The sequence below is a fragment of the Bacillus sp. BR3(2024) genome (genome assembly GCF_039134555.1).
In the GTDB taxonomy this organism is placed as follows: Bacteria; Bacillota; Bacilli; order Bacillales; family Bacillaceae_G; genus Bacillus_A; species Bacillus_A cereus.
Genome location: NZ_CP152433.1, coordinates 1,841,893 through 1,859,672, shown reverse-complemented (window position 1 = coordinate 1,859,672; position 17,780 = coordinate 1,841,893). Strand labels below are relative to the sequence as shown.

The window sequence follows — 17,780 nt, the reverse complement described above, 5'->3', positions numbered from 1 at the left end:
ACGAATATACAAAATTTTTCGTATAAGCGTTTTATTAGAGAAACAAAAAAGAGAATGGTAAAATATAAGAAAATTCAATCAAGGAGGCTATTTGATGAATTCCAAGCTTTTTTCACCTTATACAATTAAGAACGTTACACTAAAAAATCGTATCGTTATGTCGCCTATGTGTATGTATTCATCGGGGAATGAGGATGGCAGCGTTACGAATTTTCATCTCATTCATTATGGAACTCGCGCTGCTGGCCAAGTAGGTTTAGTTATGGTTGAAGCAACTGCGGTGTTAGCTGAAGGACGAATTTCTAACAAAGACTTAGGTATTTGGGATGACAACCTAATTGAAGGCTTACATAAAACGACTACTTTTATACATGATAACGGCGCAAAAGCTGCCATTCAACTCGCTCACGCCGGAAGAAAAGCTGAATTAGATACGAATGCTTTCGCTCCTTCTGCAATTCCTTTTAATGATAAGATGAAGATACCAGTAGAAATGAATATACAGCAAATCAAAGAGACTATATTAGCTTTTCAGAGGGCCGCGTTACGTTCAAAACAAGCCGGATTTGATGTTATCGAATTACATGGCGCTCACGGTTACCTTATCAATGAATTCCTATCACCACTTACTAATAAACGAACGGATAAATACGGCGGCTCACCTGAAAACCGCTATCGTTTCTTACGCGAAATTATCGACTCTGTAAATGAAGTTTGGGACGGACCAATATTCGTTCGTATTTCAGCAAATGATTATCACCCTGACGGGCTAACGGTTCAAGATTATGTTCAGTATACAAAGTGGATGAAAGAACAGGGAATAGATTTAATAGATTGTAGTTCTGGCGCAGTTGTACCAGCACATATTGATGTGTATCCCGGTTATCAAGTACAATACGCCAAACATATTAAAGAGCATGCTAACATTGCAACTGGTGCAGTTGGATTGATTACGACTGGGTCACAAGCAGAGCAAATTTTAAATAATAACGAAGCTGATTTAATTTTCATCGGACGTGAGTTACTTCGCAATCCGTACTTCCCGAGAATAGCGGCCAATGAACTTGGCTTTGAATTGCAAGAACCATATCAATACAAGCGAGCACCAGGGAAAATTCATACGAATAAATAAAACCGAGAAGTCATTCTTCTCGGTTTTATTTATTCTATCGTTGTAATTTCATTTGAATTATAAGTATGGATACCCGATTCTTCTCGCAGCGCGGTTATATACATCCCTTTCGCCACATCTTTAGCTGAAATTGGTTTATACTTTTTGAAAGCCCCTTTAAATATAAAAGGAATAATACGAGATAACTTTTCAGCCATTTGTTCGCCGAAACGAAATTCTTGTCGATTTCCTACTAATAATGATGGTCTAAAAATGTGAATACCACCGATTACTAACTTTTGCAATTCTTCTTCCATTTTCCCTTTCACTTGTGAATAAAAGAAAAATGATTTAGGATTCGCTCCCATAGAAGACACGACAAGGAAATTTTGTACCCCTTGTTTTTCAGCTAAACAAGCAGCTCGTAACGTATATTCATAATCTACTTTTTTAAAATTTGCTTTTGTTTTTGCTTTTTTTATTGTTGTTCCTAAGCAACTAAAAACATCATCCACAGCAAAGAACTCTTTATATTCCTCTAATACCGAAAAATCAACTTGTTTCTGCTGTAACTTCTCATGTTGCAATTGCATTGGCTCTCTTACAAAAATAGTAACCGAATCGTAGTAATCTGATTCAAGTAATAGACGCGTTATCTCTTGTCCAACTAAACCACTTGCACCAAGTATTAACGCTGTTCGCTTATTCATATATGCATATACCTCTTATTTTACTTTTCTCTCCTTCAGTAAAATACAACCTTTAGGAGTTTCCTGCTCTTATTTTACCACAAGTAAAACACTATGCGTACGCATAGTGCTTTACTCACTCTTTTTTCTCATCTCTCTCTTGTAATTTCGTTATTGTTGTAGCGTCCCCTAAATTACTTATTAATCTTCTTAAAAAAATTAATACGAAAGATAATGGCAATACTACCGCTAATATTAATAAAATAGCTTCCATTAAGTAACCCAAGCGCTCATCCCCCTCTTTACCTCCTTTTCAATATATGAAAACAGCGTTGTCACATATGCATGCATTTGCAAAAATAATACACCTATATTTGACAACTTTATAACAAAAACAAATCGGAATGATTATTATTTATTGCAACTTTATTAAAGATGTATTATACTAAGTTCGCGAACTAAAACGTAATTATTCCGTTTTGTATTAAAATGATATTTTTCTTCTATAATTGGGGAAAATATATCCGTAAAAAAGAAAAGAGGAGAACTTCATGCCTAAAAGATTGACTATATTTTCATTCTTACTTATTTTTACCTTAATTTTCGCTGGCTGCTCAAATAAAAAAGAAAGTAATGCCAAGAAAGATGGAAAGCTAACAGTTTATACAACGATTTTCCCACTTGCTGATTTCGCAAAGAAAATTGGTGGCGACTATGTAAATGTTGAAGCAATTTACCCACCTGGTGCAGATTCACATACATTTGAACCAAGTCAAAAACAAACAGTACAAGTTGCAAAAGCCGATTTATTTGTTTATAACGGCGCTGAATTAGAACCATTTGCTGAAAAAATGGAAAAAACATTACAAAAAGAAAATGTTAAAATTGTAAATGCATCTAAAGGTATTGAGCTTCGTGCTTCTACTGAAGAAGAGCATCATGATCATGGAGATGGCCATAAAGAAGATGAACATCATCACGATAAAGACCCACATGTTTGGTTAGATCCTACTCTAGCAATGAAACAAGCAGAAAAAATTAAAAATGCACTTGTAGAATTACAACCTGAACATAAAAAAGAATTCGAAAAAAACTTTGCAGCACTTCAAACTAAATTTACTGATTTAGACGATGGATTTAAGGCAGCTGTAGCGAACGCAAAAACGAAAGAAATTTTAGTTTCTCATGCTGCCTATGGTTACTGGGAACAACGATACGGCCTAAAACAAATTCCTATCGCTGGAATTTCAGCTTCTGATGAACCATCTCAAAAGCAGCTTGCTGACATTACAAAAACAGTAAAAGAACATAATCTAAAATATATTTTATTCGAAACGTTCTCTACTCCAAAAGTAGCATCCGTAATTCAAAAAGAAACTGGTACAAAAGTTTTACGCTTAAATCACTTAGCTACTATTTCTGAAGATGATGCAAAAAATAATAAAGATTACTTCACTTTAATGGAAGAAAACGTAAATACATTGAAAGAAGCAACAAACTAATCCATTATATTTTCTAGGCAGCTGAATCTGTTATTCAGCTGCCTTTTTATGTATTTATCCTTGACTTGACCAAAATAACAAGTAAAATTATCCATATTAGCTTGAAAGCTATATTAATTTAGAAGGTGAGTTGGAATTATGAATCTTCACATTTGTGAAGTAACAGCAAAAAATTGGCGTTCAGTAGTTGCTTTAGACGTCGCAAAAGATCAGCAACAATTTATTGAAAGTAACGCGTTTTCTTTAGCAGAATCATTATATGAAGGAAACGGAACGTCAGTAGGTTTATATGATGGCGAAACACTTGTAGGATACGCAATGTATGGATGGTATTCAGTAAAACATAAAAGTGTATGGCTCGATCGCTTTATGATTGACCAACAATATCAAGGAAAAGGATACGCAAAACGTTTCCTTCGATTACTCATTCAATTCTTACAAGAAAAATTTGAATGTAAAATAATTTACTTAAGTTTACATCCAGACAACAAACTTGCAATGGGACTGTATGAATCATTTGGTTTCCGCTTAAATGGGGATATTGATGATGAAGGTCCAGTTGTAGGTGTTGTAATGGAGTTACTAATAGACGAAAATACAAGCCTGTGAAAACAGGCTTTTTATTATACAGTTATCAATTTTTAGTTTCTTTCCCTTATTTAATTCTGTTTTACAATCTAATAGAGTGCTCATAAAAAATAAGCCTACAATTTACGCAGACTTATTTCACACACTCCTCGAAATGTTCTTGGAACCACTCTTTATTAATATCTCTTCCGATAAAAACTACTTCACTTACTCGCTCTTCTCCCTCTTGCCACTCTCTATCGTACGAAGCAGCAAATAACGTATGTACACCTTGGAAAACGATACGTTTATCTACTCCATCTATCGATAAAATTCCTTTGTAACGATATAAATATTCCCCTAGCTCTTGAACGACAGCTGACATCCACTCATTAAGCTTTTGTAAATCCAGCGGACGTTCTTCACGTAATACAAATGATTTCACACCTTCTAAGTGGTTATGTTCTTTATGAGGGTAAATTTGCAACGTATCTTTCGTTTTAAACGTTTGGATTTGTAATAAAGATGGTATATCTACCTCACAGTTAGTCGCCTCAATTAACTTTGCAGTCGGGTTAATTCCTTGAATTTCATGCAAGAGATTTTCTTTCTCATTCTCTTCAATTAAATCTAATTTATTTACTAAAACGACATCAGCAAACGCAATTTGCTCTTTTGCTTCTAATCCTTTTTCAAAATGTTTATGTATATGATAACTATCTACTACCGTTACAACACCGTTAATTTGGTAAGCAGATTGAATGACTGGATCTAAAAAGAATGTTTGAATAATCGGGCCTGGATTTGCAAGGCCAGTCGTTTCAATTACTAAACCATCAAAATCCATTTTCCCTTCCGCTTTTACGTCCAGTAACTGTTTTAAAGCAACGAGTAAATCTTCACGTACAGTACAGCATAAACAGCCATTTGTCATTTCCATAATTTCTTCTTCCACATTCATAATCAACTGATTATCAATGCCAATTTGCCCTATTTCATTTACAATCACCGCTAATTTCTTACCGTGATTTTCTGATAAAATACGATTTAATAATGTCGTTTTCCCAGATCCAAGAAAACCAGTTAATATTGTTACTGGAATCATTTCGTACATCTCCTTCTAGCTATATGTTTCTACATTATAGCATATGAACACCCCCCCACTTAGCAAATCTTGAAGTGGGGGTTTCTAACGTTTCGACCTAACGGACGATTAACGTCAGGGGAGTTAACACATTAGCGAGCTGTTTCACGCCTAACCCCTCTATCCCATTTGTCCATGCATTTGGGATTACCTTTCGTAAAATGTTAGCCGCAGCATTTACATCTGCATGAATTAAAGTTTTATTTGCTGAACGATATATGCCGCGCTCTATTTGTTTTCCATTTCTAAGAACGCTTGTAAAATGACTCTTCATTTTGTTGTAATATTGATTTATGCTTTTGACATGTTTGCCCTTAACAAGGACAGGTTTCATACCTGTGTTTGTTACGATGGTTGCAAGGTTATCAATCCCTAAATCAATACTCATATAACGAGCATTCTCTTCAATCATTTGTTGTTCAGAAGGAACATCAATTACCAATTCCACTACATATTCATTGTATTTTGGAATCACACGAACTTGTTTCAGTTTACCCTCAGTGAAACCTAGTTTCCCAATATTTAATTGCAATTTCGTCTTTGGAAACTTTAAAAATCTATCGTTTTTAATGATGCAATCTTGGTTTGTATACAGAATCTCTTTTTCAGAAGAACGAATATACTTTAGAATTCTAGGCGGTCCAGCATATTTGTTTGGATTCTTTTTATAGTCTTTTAAACTAGCAAAAAAAGATTTCCAATTTTGGAACAAACCTTTCATGATTGACTGGCTACATTGCGTAGGCAAAGCTCGATAATCATTTTGAATCATAGCCTTAAATAGTGCATCTAGAAAGTTGTAATCTACATAAGGTTTTTCAAAATTAGGTTCTGAAAACAAATTACATGTAATCTCTTTCTGTTCTTCTTTAGGCTTTAATTTCTCTTTTTCCAATTTCTTCTGATAGGCAAGACGTTGTGTGTCATTCATCTTACCAATATTTTTATGAATATGATCCAGAACTTCTTTTTGCAAAGGCTGCAACTCTTTTTCTTGCGTTAATCCAGTGTACACCTGGCGTATATAAAAGTTTGTGGTGTTGTACATGTTCTTAGCGTTATGACAACATTCTTGAAAATAAGAATACATACGATGCCCTTTTTTAATCCAGATTTGAAGAGTTTTATAGTTTGATGGATTTTCCTTTGTCATTTTATTCACCTCCTGTTAAGGATATTATAGCAAAAACGGAACATACGTTTCTGTTTTTTGCTTGAAAATAAAATATTTCTTTCGATTCACCTCACCACCTTCATTTACGTTTAGAGGTGGGAGTCCTCTCGAAAGGCATGATAGAAAAAATCGTTTTTATAGCAAAACATATTTATTGTTTGTACGCCCCTCTAACTATATAATAATATGTAGTAAGAAAGCCTTTTCAAAATAATAATCATTCATCAAGGGGGTACTTATCATGGAACGAGTTCAAATGGCCGAAACGCTAGAATTTTCTCGTATTATTCAAGGATTTTGGCGTTTAGCAGAATGGAATATGACGAAACAAGAATTACTTTCTTTCATTGAAGATTGTATGGATATGGGAATTACTACTTTTGATCACGCTGATATTTACGGCGCATATACATGTGAAGGGTTATTTGGCGAAGCTTTACAATTAAAGCCTTCCTTACGAGAAAACATGCAAATTATTACAAAGTGTGGAATCGCTCCCCCATCACCGAAATTTCCAGAGCGATATGTGGCTCACTACAATACTAGTGCAGAGCATATTATGCAAAGTGTAGAAGCATCACTTAAAAATTTACATACAGATTATATTGACGTATTACTTATTCATCGTCCCGATCCTTTTATGGATCCAAATGAAGTGGCAAAAGCCTTTTCACAATTAAAACAAGAAGGAAAAGTTCGTCACTTCGGTGTATCTAACTTCTTACCTTCACAATTTAATATGTTAAGTTCGTACTTAGATTTCCCGCTTATTACGAACCAAATTGAAGTTTCTGCATTGCAGCTTGAGCATTTTGAAAAAGGGACAATTGATTTATGCCAAGAAAAACGAATCAATCCAATGATTTGGTCACCTCTTGCTGGTGGGGAAATTTTTACTGGTCAATCCGAACGTGCCGTACGTGTACGCGAAACTATGCAAAAAGTTGCTACTGAGCTAGGTGTTTCTAGTATCGATACGGTTATGTATGCTTGGTTACTTGCTCATCCAGCTAATATGATGCCAATCGTTGGCTCTGGTAAATTAGATCGCGTAAAAACGGCCGCTCTTGCTACAAACGTTAACTTAGATCGTCAACAATGGTTTACAATTTTCGAAAGCTCTAATGGACATCCTGTACCATAATACACAAAAAGAAGAGCTGTTTCTTTACAGCTCTTCTTTTTTATATGTATTTCTCGTCATTGCAAATACACACATATCCCTTAATCCATTTCCATCTACCGCAACACTCGCACTTTCTAACGTACCTTCTAACTTAAAGCCTAATTTCTCAGGTATCGCTCTACTCTTCTTATTTAAAGAATCACAACGAATTTCTACACGGTTTGCTTTCAATTCAGAAAAAGCGTAATCCGTTATACCTTTCGCAGCCTCTACCATATAGCCTTTTCCGCTAAACCTTGTATCAATCCAATATCCGATTTCAAATTGAGGTATATCCCAATTAATACGATGTAATCCGGCTGAAGCAATAAATTCACCTGTTTCTTTCGAAAATACTAGTAATCTTAAATCCTCACGTTGCAAAAATTGAATATGTGATTTTCTAATACTTTCTTCTATTTCTTGCTCTGTTTGCTCTTTTTGTGCAAACACCATCCAAGGTTTCAGTTCTTGTATTGAAGCCTGAATTGCATCATATACAACTTTACCATCTCCTGGTTTCGGCATTCGAATAAAAAGCCTGTCAGTATAAAATTCAGAAGGAAAATCGAATAATAACGGATTCACTGTAAACACTCCCCATAATTCTTTTATATATAATAATATCCATCTCAAGTTATATAGTAAAGAATTTTCTGAATTAAAAACCTTTTACTCATTCACTTCCGCCGCTACACGAATTCCAGATTCAATCGCACCTTGAATCCATCCGTGATATAGCGTTGTATGATCTCCAGCGAAGAATATTCTCCCCTCTGGTTTGACAATCGCTGGTTGCAGCTCAGATTCTTGACCTGCTTGAAAAAGTGCAAATCCTCCAAGCGCATACGGATCCAATGTCCAGCTTTTTGATATTCCAGATATAAACTCATCATACACTTGACCACCTAATATTGTTGCTAAGTTGTGTAATGCGTAATAAATACGATCACCTTTCGATAAACCATCCCATAACAATGCGTCATAAGACCATGTATAGCTACCTAACATCATAGCCGGTCCTTTCTCACCAATTCCATAACTTGGATAATAGGCATAACGAATTGGCAAATCTGTTATAATTCTGCCACCTAATTGTCCTTGTTCTTCCCAAAATCGGCTTTTAAATTGAATTCCTATTTTCGTCGCAGGCATATAATGTAATTCACGAATTGCTTTCCATTTTTCATGAGATATAGAATCAAACGGATCTACTTCTACAAAACGCATTGTCGAAAACGGAATGGTAACAATAACTAAATCTCCTGTAATACTGCTATATTCAAAAGTTTCCTCGTTCCGATAGAAAGCTGTCACACCATTATCGTGTTGATGTAACTTCATTAATTTTTGATTATATATAATATTTTCTTCTAATTGCGGTAAAAATGACTTTGGTAATCTATCATTCCCGCCCACAATTTCACAAAATCCGCTCTCCTCTTGCATAATGTATAGAAAGCGTAAAGTCTCTACAAACGACCGTTCTAAAAAACCTTCTAGATCTAATAGAACACCGATCATCTCAATTGTTACTGGCGAAAAGTAAGTATTATACTGATAAGGATGATACTTCAAAAATTGTCCTGTGGAATATCTCCCAAAATCCTTCACTACAACATCCCAATTTTTCTCTGGATTTCTTTTAATAAAATTTATTATCGGCTGTACTGCTAGTAACAATAGTTCTTCAGACGTTTTTCCCACTTCGTTCATTTCCACAGGATACCTTAAAATACTCGGATCCTTTTCATATTGTTTCAACGTCGTTTTCCGTCCATTTACATAGATAATATCCGTCTCATTCCTATTAATAAAAGGACTCACCTGTAGCCCAAACTTTCTTATATATGCCATCGTTAATGTATGTGTATACGGAATTCTCATTGCTCCAACATCTAAATATAATCCGGTATCTTCCATTCTAACTGTCTCTATACGGCCACCTACCCGGTTGTTTGCTTCAAAAATTTTCACATCATGTCCTGCAGCCTTTAATAAAGATGCTGAAACTAATCCAGCCATACCAGCTCCCACAATAATGATTTGTTTTGGACTTATCGTCTTCTTCAATCCTTTATCTATAACTTTTAACGCTTCATCCATTTCAGTGTTATACATTATATCTTTCTGCACAATTCCACCCCTTACTTCATCAAATAGACGTTAGTGGTTTAGTGCATTTTATTCATAGATCCCCATAAACATAACACCATTGCAATTTGAATATTCACTAAAAGTACATAAGAGACAGATTTCATATTTCTTTATGCCTCGTATAATATAACAACCGCAACGAAGGAGTGACTAAAAAATGAAACATACTTATGATTATCACGCTACAAAAAAGCATTTAGAATTAAAGAAACAAAACTTATGTAAAAAACTTAGCAATATGACACTATCTGAAAAAGAACGTGAACAGCTAAAATGTGAAATTGACAACTATGAATATATTTTAAATCTGGTCGAAATGAATCATTATGAACGCGGATTTTCTCGTTAAAAGCGGAAATAAGATTATCCACTTTTCATTTTGAGCATTTCACTACGCATTTTTCATAAGTAAATATATAATAGGATGTACATTAAGATTGAGAGGTATATTCTATGATCAAGTTAAGTGTATTAGACCAATCACCTATTTCAGATGGTAGCACAGCAGCCCAAGCTTTTTCACATACAGTTACGCTTGCACAAGAAGTTGAAAAACTCGGATTCACACGTTTTTGGGTATCCGAACATCATAATTCCGTAAGCTTAGCTGGTTCAAGTCCAGAAATACTTATTTCTCATATTGCCGCGAAAACGGACCGTATTAGAGTCGGTTCAGGTGGTGTTATGTTACCGCATTATAGCCCATATAAAGTCGCTGAGAATTTCCGCGTTTTAGAAGCACTGTATCCAAATCGTATCGATCTCGGTGTTGGTAGAGCTCCTGGTGGTATGCCAATAGCAACTCGCGCACTTCAAGAAGGGAAAATGGTCTCACTTGATCAATATCCAGAACAAATTGCAGATGTTGCAATGTACTTACATGATCAAGTACCAGAAAACCATCACTATGCAAACTTAAAAGCCACTCCAGTTATCCCAACGTCTCCTAAAATGTGGATGCTCGGTTCTAGCGGAGAGAGCGCTAAAATTGCTGCAAACAACGGAGCTTCTTTCGCATTTGCGCAATTTATTAATGGCTTCGGAGGCCCTGAAGTTATGAGGGCTTACCAAGAACAATATCAGCCTTCATTTTTAGGAGATAAGCCTAATTCAATCGTTGCCATTTTTGTTATATGCGGAGAAACAAATGAAGAAGCGGAAAAAATTGCTTCTAGTTTAGATTTATCAATCTTATTATTAGAGCAAGGAAAACGAACTACTGGTACACCTTCTATTGAAACTGCTCAAAATTATTCATACAGCGCTTATGATTTATTCCGTATAAAAGAAAATCGTCAACGTATGATTGTTGGTGATCCGTCTTCTGTAAAAGAAAAAATAATAAACTTAAGCAAAGCATACAATACTGACGAATTTATGATTGTCACGATTACTCATCAATTTGAACATAAATTAAATTCTTATCGCTTATTAGCAAATGCTTTTAATTTATAATTCTAAAAAGAGATGCATCACATATGATGCATCTCTTTTTCTTACTACTTATTGTTTTCATTTCCTATATATTCAATAGCTTCTTTTAATAGCTCTTCAAAGTTAATAGGATAATCATGATCTAAGTCAGGCACAACTTTATACTTATGTTCTATATTCTTCTCTCTTAATAGTTGTACAAATTGCTGCGTGGATTCGAAACAATCTTCATCTTGATCCCCGCATACTATATATCCTTTTATATGTTTATCCTGCAGCACTCTTAGCAACTCATCCCATTCTTCAATCTCGGGAAGCCATGGTGCCATAAAAACAAAACCATCAACCTCTATATCTTTTTGCAAAATCGTATATAAAGCTACTCTTGCCCCTGCAGAAAAACCACCAATGATTACATTTTCTACTGTATGGTTTTCTATAAACTTATTGTAATGCCCTTTTAATTCTTCTTTCCCTCTCTCTATATCATCCCAAACAAATCCATCTGAAAACTGAATTTGTGAAGACTGTGGTAAAGCTAACGTGTAATCTTGTGTCAAAACTGATTTCCAATATGGCTCTACTATTTGAATATTTTCTTGGTCACCGTGCAATGTAAGTAGTAGATTTCCTTCTTTCTTGCTGTATATATATTTCAAATCTGGTCTTTCCTTTTTATGTGCTAATTCTTCTCTTTCTTTACATAATTGCACCATTGTATGAAATTCTTCAAATTTATGTAGTGATTTTAAATCTTCGTCGGAAATTAAATACTCATTTCCATACCAGAATCCCTTTTCTATAATGGCCTCTCTCATTAAATGTAATGCTTCTTTTTCAAGTCCCGATGCACTTGCGAGTGCATACTTAAAATTATATATTTGCGCCTCATTCCCTATTACACCTGTAGCGTTTTCCATTATATAATTGTACGCTTCAAAACTTCCTTTATTTGCATAACAACGTAACGTTTCATTTAATAATTGAATGTAAGTCATGCTATTTTTCATGTACCAATTCCCCCGAAACCTTTTATAATATTTTTTGCGAATCTTTATACCACTTTGTATAACCCACGCTAACAATACCTTATTCTCAAAATGATGCTTAATAGTTACTCTTCCCTGTCCAATACATTTAGTATAAATAATAATAGACTGAAAAATCAATATTTTAACAAACAAAAAAAGACAACAATATATGTATTGTTGTTTTCATTACATCTACCCGCTCTTTTGTTTTTTTCTATCTGGTTTACTTGAAACTAAATAATGTTTTTCTGAAATATATAAGTCTCTTTTTAAGCTACGATTTAAGTAAGGTCCTAGCTTCATTCCGCATATGAGGCGATCTTCGCTACCTTCAACAATTGGGAACATTTCTTTTTCTGTTACGTATTGGTCTACTGCTTTTTGTACGACATCAATTTCTTTCACTAGGCTTAAATTTTCTGCTGTATGTTCAAATACCTCAAGCGTTTCCTTCGTTATGAGAAAATCATTTGTTGGAAATGCAGGTAAATACGGTTTTAACAAATCATAATTTACTGTATAATCTTCATTTACTAATACTGTATAAACGATATTAGCATTCGTTTCTAAAAACTGAGCCATCGCTTGTTCTAATTCATCTTTCGTAATTTCCCGCTCTTCTTTTCCAGTTCTGAAAAAGCGAAACATCGCATCGCCTCCTTTTTACTATATTATAGCATAAAAGAAAACTGAAAAATCATAAAAAAACCCATTGAAATAATTTTTCAATGGGTTTCTATTATATTTATCGTTATTTTAAGAATGCACTTAGCATCCATACATGCTGTTCTAATGTTGTATGAATTGCTAACAGCATGTCAGCTGATGTTTCATCGCCAGCTTCACCTGCAACTTCCATACCTTCTTTTAATTCTTGAATAAGTGCAGAATAATCATTCACTAATGTTTGCACCATTTCTTCTGCAGATTCTTTGCTTGTCCCTTCGCTGACACTAGATGTTGCGAGATATTCTTTCATTGTCGCTAATGGTTTACCTTCTAAAGCTAAAATACGTTCTGCTAACTCATCAATATACGTTCCAGCCTCATTATAAAACTCTTCAAATTTCTCATGTAATGTAAAGAAGTGTGGCCCTGTCACATACCAGTGATAATTATGTAGTTTAACATATAACACATTCCAGTTTGCTACCTGCTTGTTTAATACTTCAACAACATTTGTTTTCGTACTCATACAATCACTCCTCTTATCATTTTGTAATGTTTATCTTTTAATAACCTAATTACATTTTACCATACATTCCCTTTCCTTTCGAACAATTGGCTTATATGTAACAAAGTTTTAACACCTTTAATGCTTCCCTAATATCATTAAATTCATGTATTTTTTCAAGCACTTCATACGTCTAATTGTCCAAGCTCATACATATGCATAATAGTACATCAAGCTCATCATAGTAGAAAGAGGGATAACATGGACAATCAACAATGGCAAGTAGCAAAGAAAGTAGCCGCTACTTATATCGGAACTGTCGTTGGAGCTGGATTTGCTACTGGACGAGAAATTGTTGAATTTTTCACAGTGAATGGATTATACGGGACAATTGGCATATGTGTAAGTGGATTTTTTTTTATTTGGCTTGGCACAAAGATGATGTTACTTTCATCACAAATCGGGGCATTTTCAGCGCAAGAATTTAACAAATATTTATTTGGGGATGTATTTGGGAATGTTGTAAACACATTATTATTACTCGTTTTATTCGGCGTAACGAGCGTTATGTTATCAGGGGCTGGTGCAGTATTTGAAGAGCAACTTCGCTTACCAAGACAACTCGGTATTCTTATTACAGTTATCGCTTGTCTTATTATAAGTAGCCGCGGATTACAAGGTGTTTTTGAAGTAAATACACTTGTCGTACCTATTATGATGATTTTTATTATCGGACTTGCTATTACAACCTTTTTTCACGGTACACCTTCCATTAATAACACTATTCCTGCAGAGAACTGGAATATGAAATGGATTACTAGCCCTATTACATATGTCGCCTTAAATCTTTCTCTCGCCCAAAGTGTTCTCGTCCCATTAGCCAGTGAAGTAAGAGATCGAAAAGCTATTTTTTGGGGTGGGATTTTGGGTGGTGCTGGACTTTCTTTAATTTTATTATGCAGCCATTTAGCAATCTTATCAGTCGATCAATTTTACCAATATAACATCCCAATGGCTGAAGTCATAAGAAGATTTAATGCAACTTTTCACTTCTTTTTCGTTCTCATTATTTTCGGTGAAGTTTTCACAACTTTAGTTGGTAATGTGTTCGGAATGACAAAACAGATGCAATCTATTACTGGGTGGAAAAATAACAATATTATTTTCTTCATTTTACTAATTAGTTATTGCTTTAGCTACATCGGTTACAGTGACTTACTTCACATTCTATATCCTATCATCGGATGGGTAAGTATTGTTATACTGCCAATCATTGCGTTTAAACAACTTCAAAAAACATAAAAAAGCATCCATGTTATTGGATGCTTTTTTATGCTCATTCACAATCATCACATACTTCCCAGTACGGTCCCATTTCTAATGCTAAATATGGCTTTAACTGCAACCGAATCATTCGACTAGGCATGCGCTCTAAAACAAATTGAATACCTTCTTCATCTTCGTCTAATTCAACTTTTGAAATCGCAATTCTTTGCATAGTCGTAATGGGAATTCCATCTTTATATAAAGTGATTTTCACCTCATCGTATTCATTAAAATATAATTCGACACTCATTTGATTTTTCAGTATTTCATCAACAATTTTAAATGTATTATTTTGTTCTTGGATTATATATTTCCATCCGCCTCTATCTTCTTTCGGAGCTGTTTGAAATAATGTCTCCAAATCCTCGTATAGCATAAGATAACCCCTCTCTTACTAAAAAACGATGAGTATTTTATATACCCTTTATCTCTATCACTATCCATAGCTATTGTACCATATATCAACGTTCTTACCGTATTCATTTGCTTCATACATACTTATAAAATAACTAATTCTATCTCCATTATTATGTATATTACCTCATTACTCCATACACTCTTACAAGTTCAAATAACGACAGACTTTAATCCATGCAAATATTGTCTACTCTCTGCTTTTATTAGCTCACAGCATTCACACTTTTATATATAGTAAGACTACCACAAATAAAAAAGGAGAGTGACTTATACCACTCCCCTCAAAAGACCTTCCCTATAGCTGCTAAAACTAATACGATTATTAAAATTGCAAATAATAATGAGACAATGAAACTAAAAATAGGTAACGCTTTCTTTTCATTCTTCTTAAATAGTAACTTTAAACTAAGAAAAATATTTACTGGTACAAATATAAAATAAAAATATTTAACAATTTGCACCGAGCTATTCGAAAGTGTTTTTAATATAAACACTTCAATTAGAAAAACAATAAAAAATGAAATACTTAGCCAAAATGAGACGTAACTAAGCCAAGAATGTCTTTTTGTCCCCCAATACACTCCCATAATACTCTCCTTTTATTTGTATTCTATACGTTAATAATTATACACAAAGCTAACAAATACCTCTATTTTTCGACAAACATTATGCAAAATACCATTTTAAACGTCATAAAGGAAGTTTACATCTCCATTTGATTTTACACAATAAAACAGACTACCCTCTATTGGCATAATGCTACTAGGGGATAGTCTGTTCTCTATTAGACTTTAAATCTGTCAATTAGTCCTTGCAACTCTTCAGCCATTTGAGATAACGTGCCTGCTGCAGATCCAATTTCCTCCATCGAAGCTAGCTGTTCTTCAGCTGAAGCCGCAACATTTTGTGTGCTTGTCGCATTATTTTGTGCTGTCATTGCAATTTGTCCTACCGAAATAGATACTTCATTTGCCCCTTTTGACATTCCATTAGCCGTTTCAACCATCGTCTTAATTTGATTAGCTATTTCATTTGTAGATTGTAAGATTTCAGCAAAGTTTTGCTTCGTTTCATTTGCGATAACAAGTCCAGATTGAACTTCCTCATTTACATGATTCATAGATTTGACTGTCTTACCCATATCATCTTGTATTTCACATATTAATTTACTAATTTCACTAGAAGATACGCTAGACTGCTCTGCCAATTTACGCACTTCATCTGCAACAATTGCGAAACCTCTTCCATGCTCACCGGCTCTTGCGGCTTCAATCGCCGCATTTAGAGCTAGAAGGTTTGTTTGATCTGCAATATTTTGAATTACTTCTAAAATATCACCAATTTGTTTTGATTTATTATTTAGTAATTGTATAACTGCATCTGATTGTGAAACCGATTCTGCAATAGACTGCATCTGGTTTACTGTTCTTCCTACTAGTTTCCCACCATCTTCTGCTTTTTCACGAGTATGTGCAGAAGCCGTATTAATAGATGATGAACTATTTGCTACATGTTGAATTCCTTCCGTTACATCAAACAGTAACATAGCGCCATTTTCTACGCTTGTTGTTTGCGTCGTTGCCCCACTTGATATTTCATCCATTGCGATTGTGATTTGCTCAGTCGCTTCACTCGCTTGCCTTACACTTGCAGTTAGCTCTTCTGATGCCGCTGCAACATGCCCAGCTGAATCGTTAATTCTTCCAATTAACGTCCGTAACGAATTCGTCATCTCATTAAAGCCTTTAGCAAGTTGGCCGATTTCATCATTAGAATGAATTTCAATTGTTTGCGTTAAATCCCCTTCGCTTATTTCTTTAGAGGTAACAACTAATCTCTTTAAAGGCTTCGTAATTGAAAGTGTTACAAAATAAATAAGTGCCCCGCCTACTACTAATGAGATAAGCATAACAATTAACATATTATAAAATACAGGTTGAGCAGCTTCAATTACTTCACTTGAGTACATCGTCCCACCAATTTTCCAACCTGTTTTTACATTTGTAGCAAATACCATATTCTTTTCACTACCGCCATAAGAATATGAAAAAGCACCGTGATTATCTTCATAAATTTTCTTTGCCCAAGAATCAGCCGCTTTTTCCCCTGATTTTTCTTGTGGATGAGCAATTATTTTTTGCTTTCCATCTAAAATGAAGGCATATCCTTTTTTACCAATATTAATTAACTTTGATGTTTTTAATAAATTATCTAAACTTAAATCTAGCGCAACAACTCCATTTTTATCTTCTGTTTGTTTTGCGATTGTTACGACAATATGTCCATTTCCTTTTGCCTTATATGGCTCAGTAACAACAATACCACCTTGTTTTGCAACCGCATCTTTATACCAAGAACGCTCTGTTGGATCATAGTCTGCTGCCATTTGTATATTTGGTTCTTGTACAAATTTTTTATCATTTCCGGCAACATATACTTGTTCAATATCTTTATTTAAATTTATATATTGAGATAACATTTTTCTTAATTCATCCTGATTATCTCCTTGATACATATTCCCCTGAATCACCCGTGCAAAATTATTCACATCATTAAATTTTGCATCAATCATTTGATTGATTAAATTATCCAGTATTTTTATATTGTCGTTGGCACTACTCTTAATTTGCGATTCAAAATTCTTTTTGGCTGTTTGATAAGACATGCCTCCGATAATAGACACAGCCGCAATTAAAATTACAAAGAATGAAATTAATAGCTTTTTTGCTACTTTCATATCACGAAACAAATTTAATAGTTTACCCATTATGAACCTCCTAATTTTCAAATTTAAAAGTTAAATTGAGTTAATTATGAATATTTCCCAATCCCTAATTATTATTTTCATAACCTATTATGATGAATACTTTGTAAAGTTTAAACAATTAA

At 34.2% G+C, this 17,780-nt stretch carries 19 protein-coding genes; 7 read left to right on the top strand and 12 right to left on the bottom strand.

Features of this window, described 5'->3' with window-relative positions:
• Positions 1–94: 94 nt before the first annotated feature.
• Positions 95–1,132, top strand: coding sequence for an NADPH dehydrogenase NamA (namA, locus tag V7S45_RS09650; protein WP_025687615.1), 1,038 nt, complete (start codon positions 95–97; stop codon positions 1,130–1,132).
• A 29-nt stretch (positions 1,133–1,161) separates the two neighbouring features.
• Here namA and V7S45_RS09645 read toward each other — a convergent pair whose 3' ends face one another.
• Together V7S45_RS09645 and V7S45_RS09640 are read right to left on the bottom strand one after the other, a co-directional pair.
• Positions 1,162–1,821 (bottom strand): oxidoreductase, encoded by a 660-nt coding sequence (locus V7S45_RS09645; protein ID WP_001042735.1) that lies wholly within the window; start codon positions 1,819–1,821, stop codon positions 1,162–1,164.
• Between the two features lie 115 nt (positions 1,822–1,936).
• Positions 1,937–2,086 (bottom strand): hypothetical protein, encoded by a 150-nt coding sequence (locus V7S45_RS09640; RefSeq protein ID WP_000540932.1) that lies wholly within the window; start codon positions 2,084–2,086, stop codon positions 1,937–1,939.
• Between the two features lie 265 nt (positions 2,087–2,351).
• Here V7S45_RS09640 and V7S45_RS09635 point away from each other — a divergent pair, with 265 nt between their 5' ends.
• Complete coding sequence (locus tag V7S45_RS09635; protein WP_001126148.1) at positions 2,352–3,302, top strand: metal ABC transporter substrate-binding protein; 951 nt, start codon at positions 2,352–2,354, stop codon at positions 3,300–3,302.
• A 138-nt stretch (positions 3,303–3,440) separates the two neighbouring features.
• Complete coding sequence (locus V7S45_RS09630; protein ID WP_001048677.1) at positions 3,441–3,911, top strand: GNAT family N-acetyltransferase; 471 nt, start codon at positions 3,441–3,443, stop codon at positions 3,909–3,911.
• Between the two features lie 112 nt (positions 3,912–4,023).
• Here the strand turns inward: V7S45_RS09630 and V7S45_RS09625 are convergent, their stop codons facing one another.
• Complete coding sequence (locus tag V7S45_RS09625; protein WP_000613422.1) at positions 4,024–4,974, bottom strand: GTP-binding protein; 951 nt, start codon at positions 4,972–4,974, stop codon at positions 4,024–4,026.
• A gap of 97 nt (positions 4,975–5,071) precedes the next feature.
• Entirely contained in the window at positions 5,072–6,166 is a 1,095-nt protein-coding gene (locus tag V7S45_RS09620) for a transposase (protein ID WP_342761759.1), read from the bottom strand.
• Between the two features lie 262 nt (positions 6,167–6,428).
• On the opposite strand from V7S45_RS09620, the gene V7S45_RS09615 reads away from it, so the two are divergent.
• Positions 6,429–7,331 (top strand): aldo/keto reductase, encoded by a 903-nt coding sequence (locus tag V7S45_RS09615; protein WP_025687612.1) that lies wholly within the window; start codon positions 6,429–6,431, stop codon positions 7,329–7,331.
• 24 nt (positions 7,332–7,355) lie between these two features.
• On the opposite strand, the gene V7S45_RS09610 is transcribed toward V7S45_RS09615, so the two are convergent.
• Positions 7,356–7,940, bottom strand: coding sequence for a GNAT family N-acetyltransferase (locus V7S45_RS09610; protein ID WP_001068745.1), 585 nt, complete (start codon positions 7,938–7,940; stop codon positions 7,356–7,358).
• An 84-nt stretch (positions 7,941–8,024) separates the two neighbouring features.
• A complete protein-coding gene (locus V7S45_RS09605) occupies positions 8,025–9,488 on the bottom strand; it encodes a flavin monoamine oxidase family protein (protein WP_025687611.1) in 1,464 nt (487 codons plus the stop codon).
• Positions 9,489–9,666: 178 nt separating this feature from the next.
• Between V7S45_RS09605 and V7S45_RS09600 the strand changes: the two genes are divergently transcribed.
• On the top strand, positions 9,667–9,858 hold the full coding sequence (locus tag V7S45_RS09600) for a DUF3896 domain-containing protein (protein WP_000683366.1): 192 nt from the start codon (positions 9,667–9,669) through the stop codon (positions 9,856–9,858).
• Between the two features lie 104 nt (positions 9,859–9,962).
• A complete protein-coding gene (locus V7S45_RS09595; RefSeq protein WP_342761758.1) occupies positions 9,963–10,964 on the top strand; it encodes an LLM class flavin-dependent oxidoreductase in 1,002 nt (333 codons plus the stop codon).
• A 44-nt stretch (positions 10,965–11,008) separates the two neighbouring features.
• Here the strand turns inward: V7S45_RS09595 and V7S45_RS09590 are convergent, their stop codons facing one another.
• From V7S45_RS09590 to V7S45_RS09580, 3 genes are all read right to left on the bottom strand, one after another.
• Entirely contained in the window at positions 11,009–11,953 is a 945-nt protein-coding gene (locus V7S45_RS09590) for an alpha/beta hydrolase (RefSeq protein WP_025687608.1), read from the bottom strand.
• Between the two features lie 213 nt (positions 11,954–12,166).
• Positions 12,167–12,622, bottom strand: coding sequence for a DUF3939 domain-containing protein (locus V7S45_RS09585; protein WP_000488210.1), 456 nt, complete (start codon positions 12,620–12,622; stop codon positions 12,167–12,169).
• A 103-nt stretch (positions 12,623–12,725) separates the two neighbouring features.
• A complete protein-coding gene (locus V7S45_RS09580) occupies positions 12,726–13,169 on the bottom strand; it encodes a Dps family protein (RefSeq protein WP_000105199.1) in 444 nt (147 codons plus the stop codon).
• A 240-nt stretch (positions 13,170–13,409) separates the two neighbouring features.
• On the opposite strand from V7S45_RS09580, the gene V7S45_RS09575 reads away from it, so the two are divergent.
• Positions 13,410–14,450 carry a GerAB/ArcD/ProY family transporter gene (locus tag V7S45_RS09575; RefSeq protein WP_000370205.1) on the top strand — a complete coding sequence of 347 codons (1,041 nt, stop codon included), beginning with the start codon at positions 13,410–13,412 and terminating at the stop codon, positions 14,448–14,450.
• Between the two features lie 34 nt (positions 14,451–14,484).
• On the opposite strand, the gene V7S45_RS09570 is transcribed toward V7S45_RS09575, so the two are convergent.
• From V7S45_RS09570 to V7S45_RS09560, 3 genes are all read right to left on the bottom strand, one after another.
• The gene (locus V7S45_RS09570; RefSeq protein ID WP_000965068.1) at positions 14,485–14,850 is read right to left on the bottom strand and encodes a DUF3979 family protein; all 366 of its coding nucleotides are present in this window, start codon (positions 14,848–14,850) and stop codon (positions 14,485–14,487) included.
• Positions 14,851–15,172: 322 nt separating this feature from the next.
• Positions 15,173–15,478 carry a hypothetical protein gene (locus tag V7S45_RS09565; RefSeq protein ID WP_000539569.1) on the bottom strand — a complete coding sequence of 102 codons (306 nt, stop codon included), beginning with the start codon at positions 15,476–15,478 and terminating at the stop codon, positions 15,173–15,175.
• Between the two features lie 197 nt (positions 15,479–15,675).
• Positions 15,676–17,658, bottom strand: a complete 1,983-nt coding sequence (locus V7S45_RS09560) for a methyl-accepting chemotaxis protein (RefSeq protein WP_000517284.1) — start codon at positions 17,656–17,658, stop codon at positions 15,676–15,678.
• Positions 17,659–17,780: the final 122 nt, after the last annotated feature.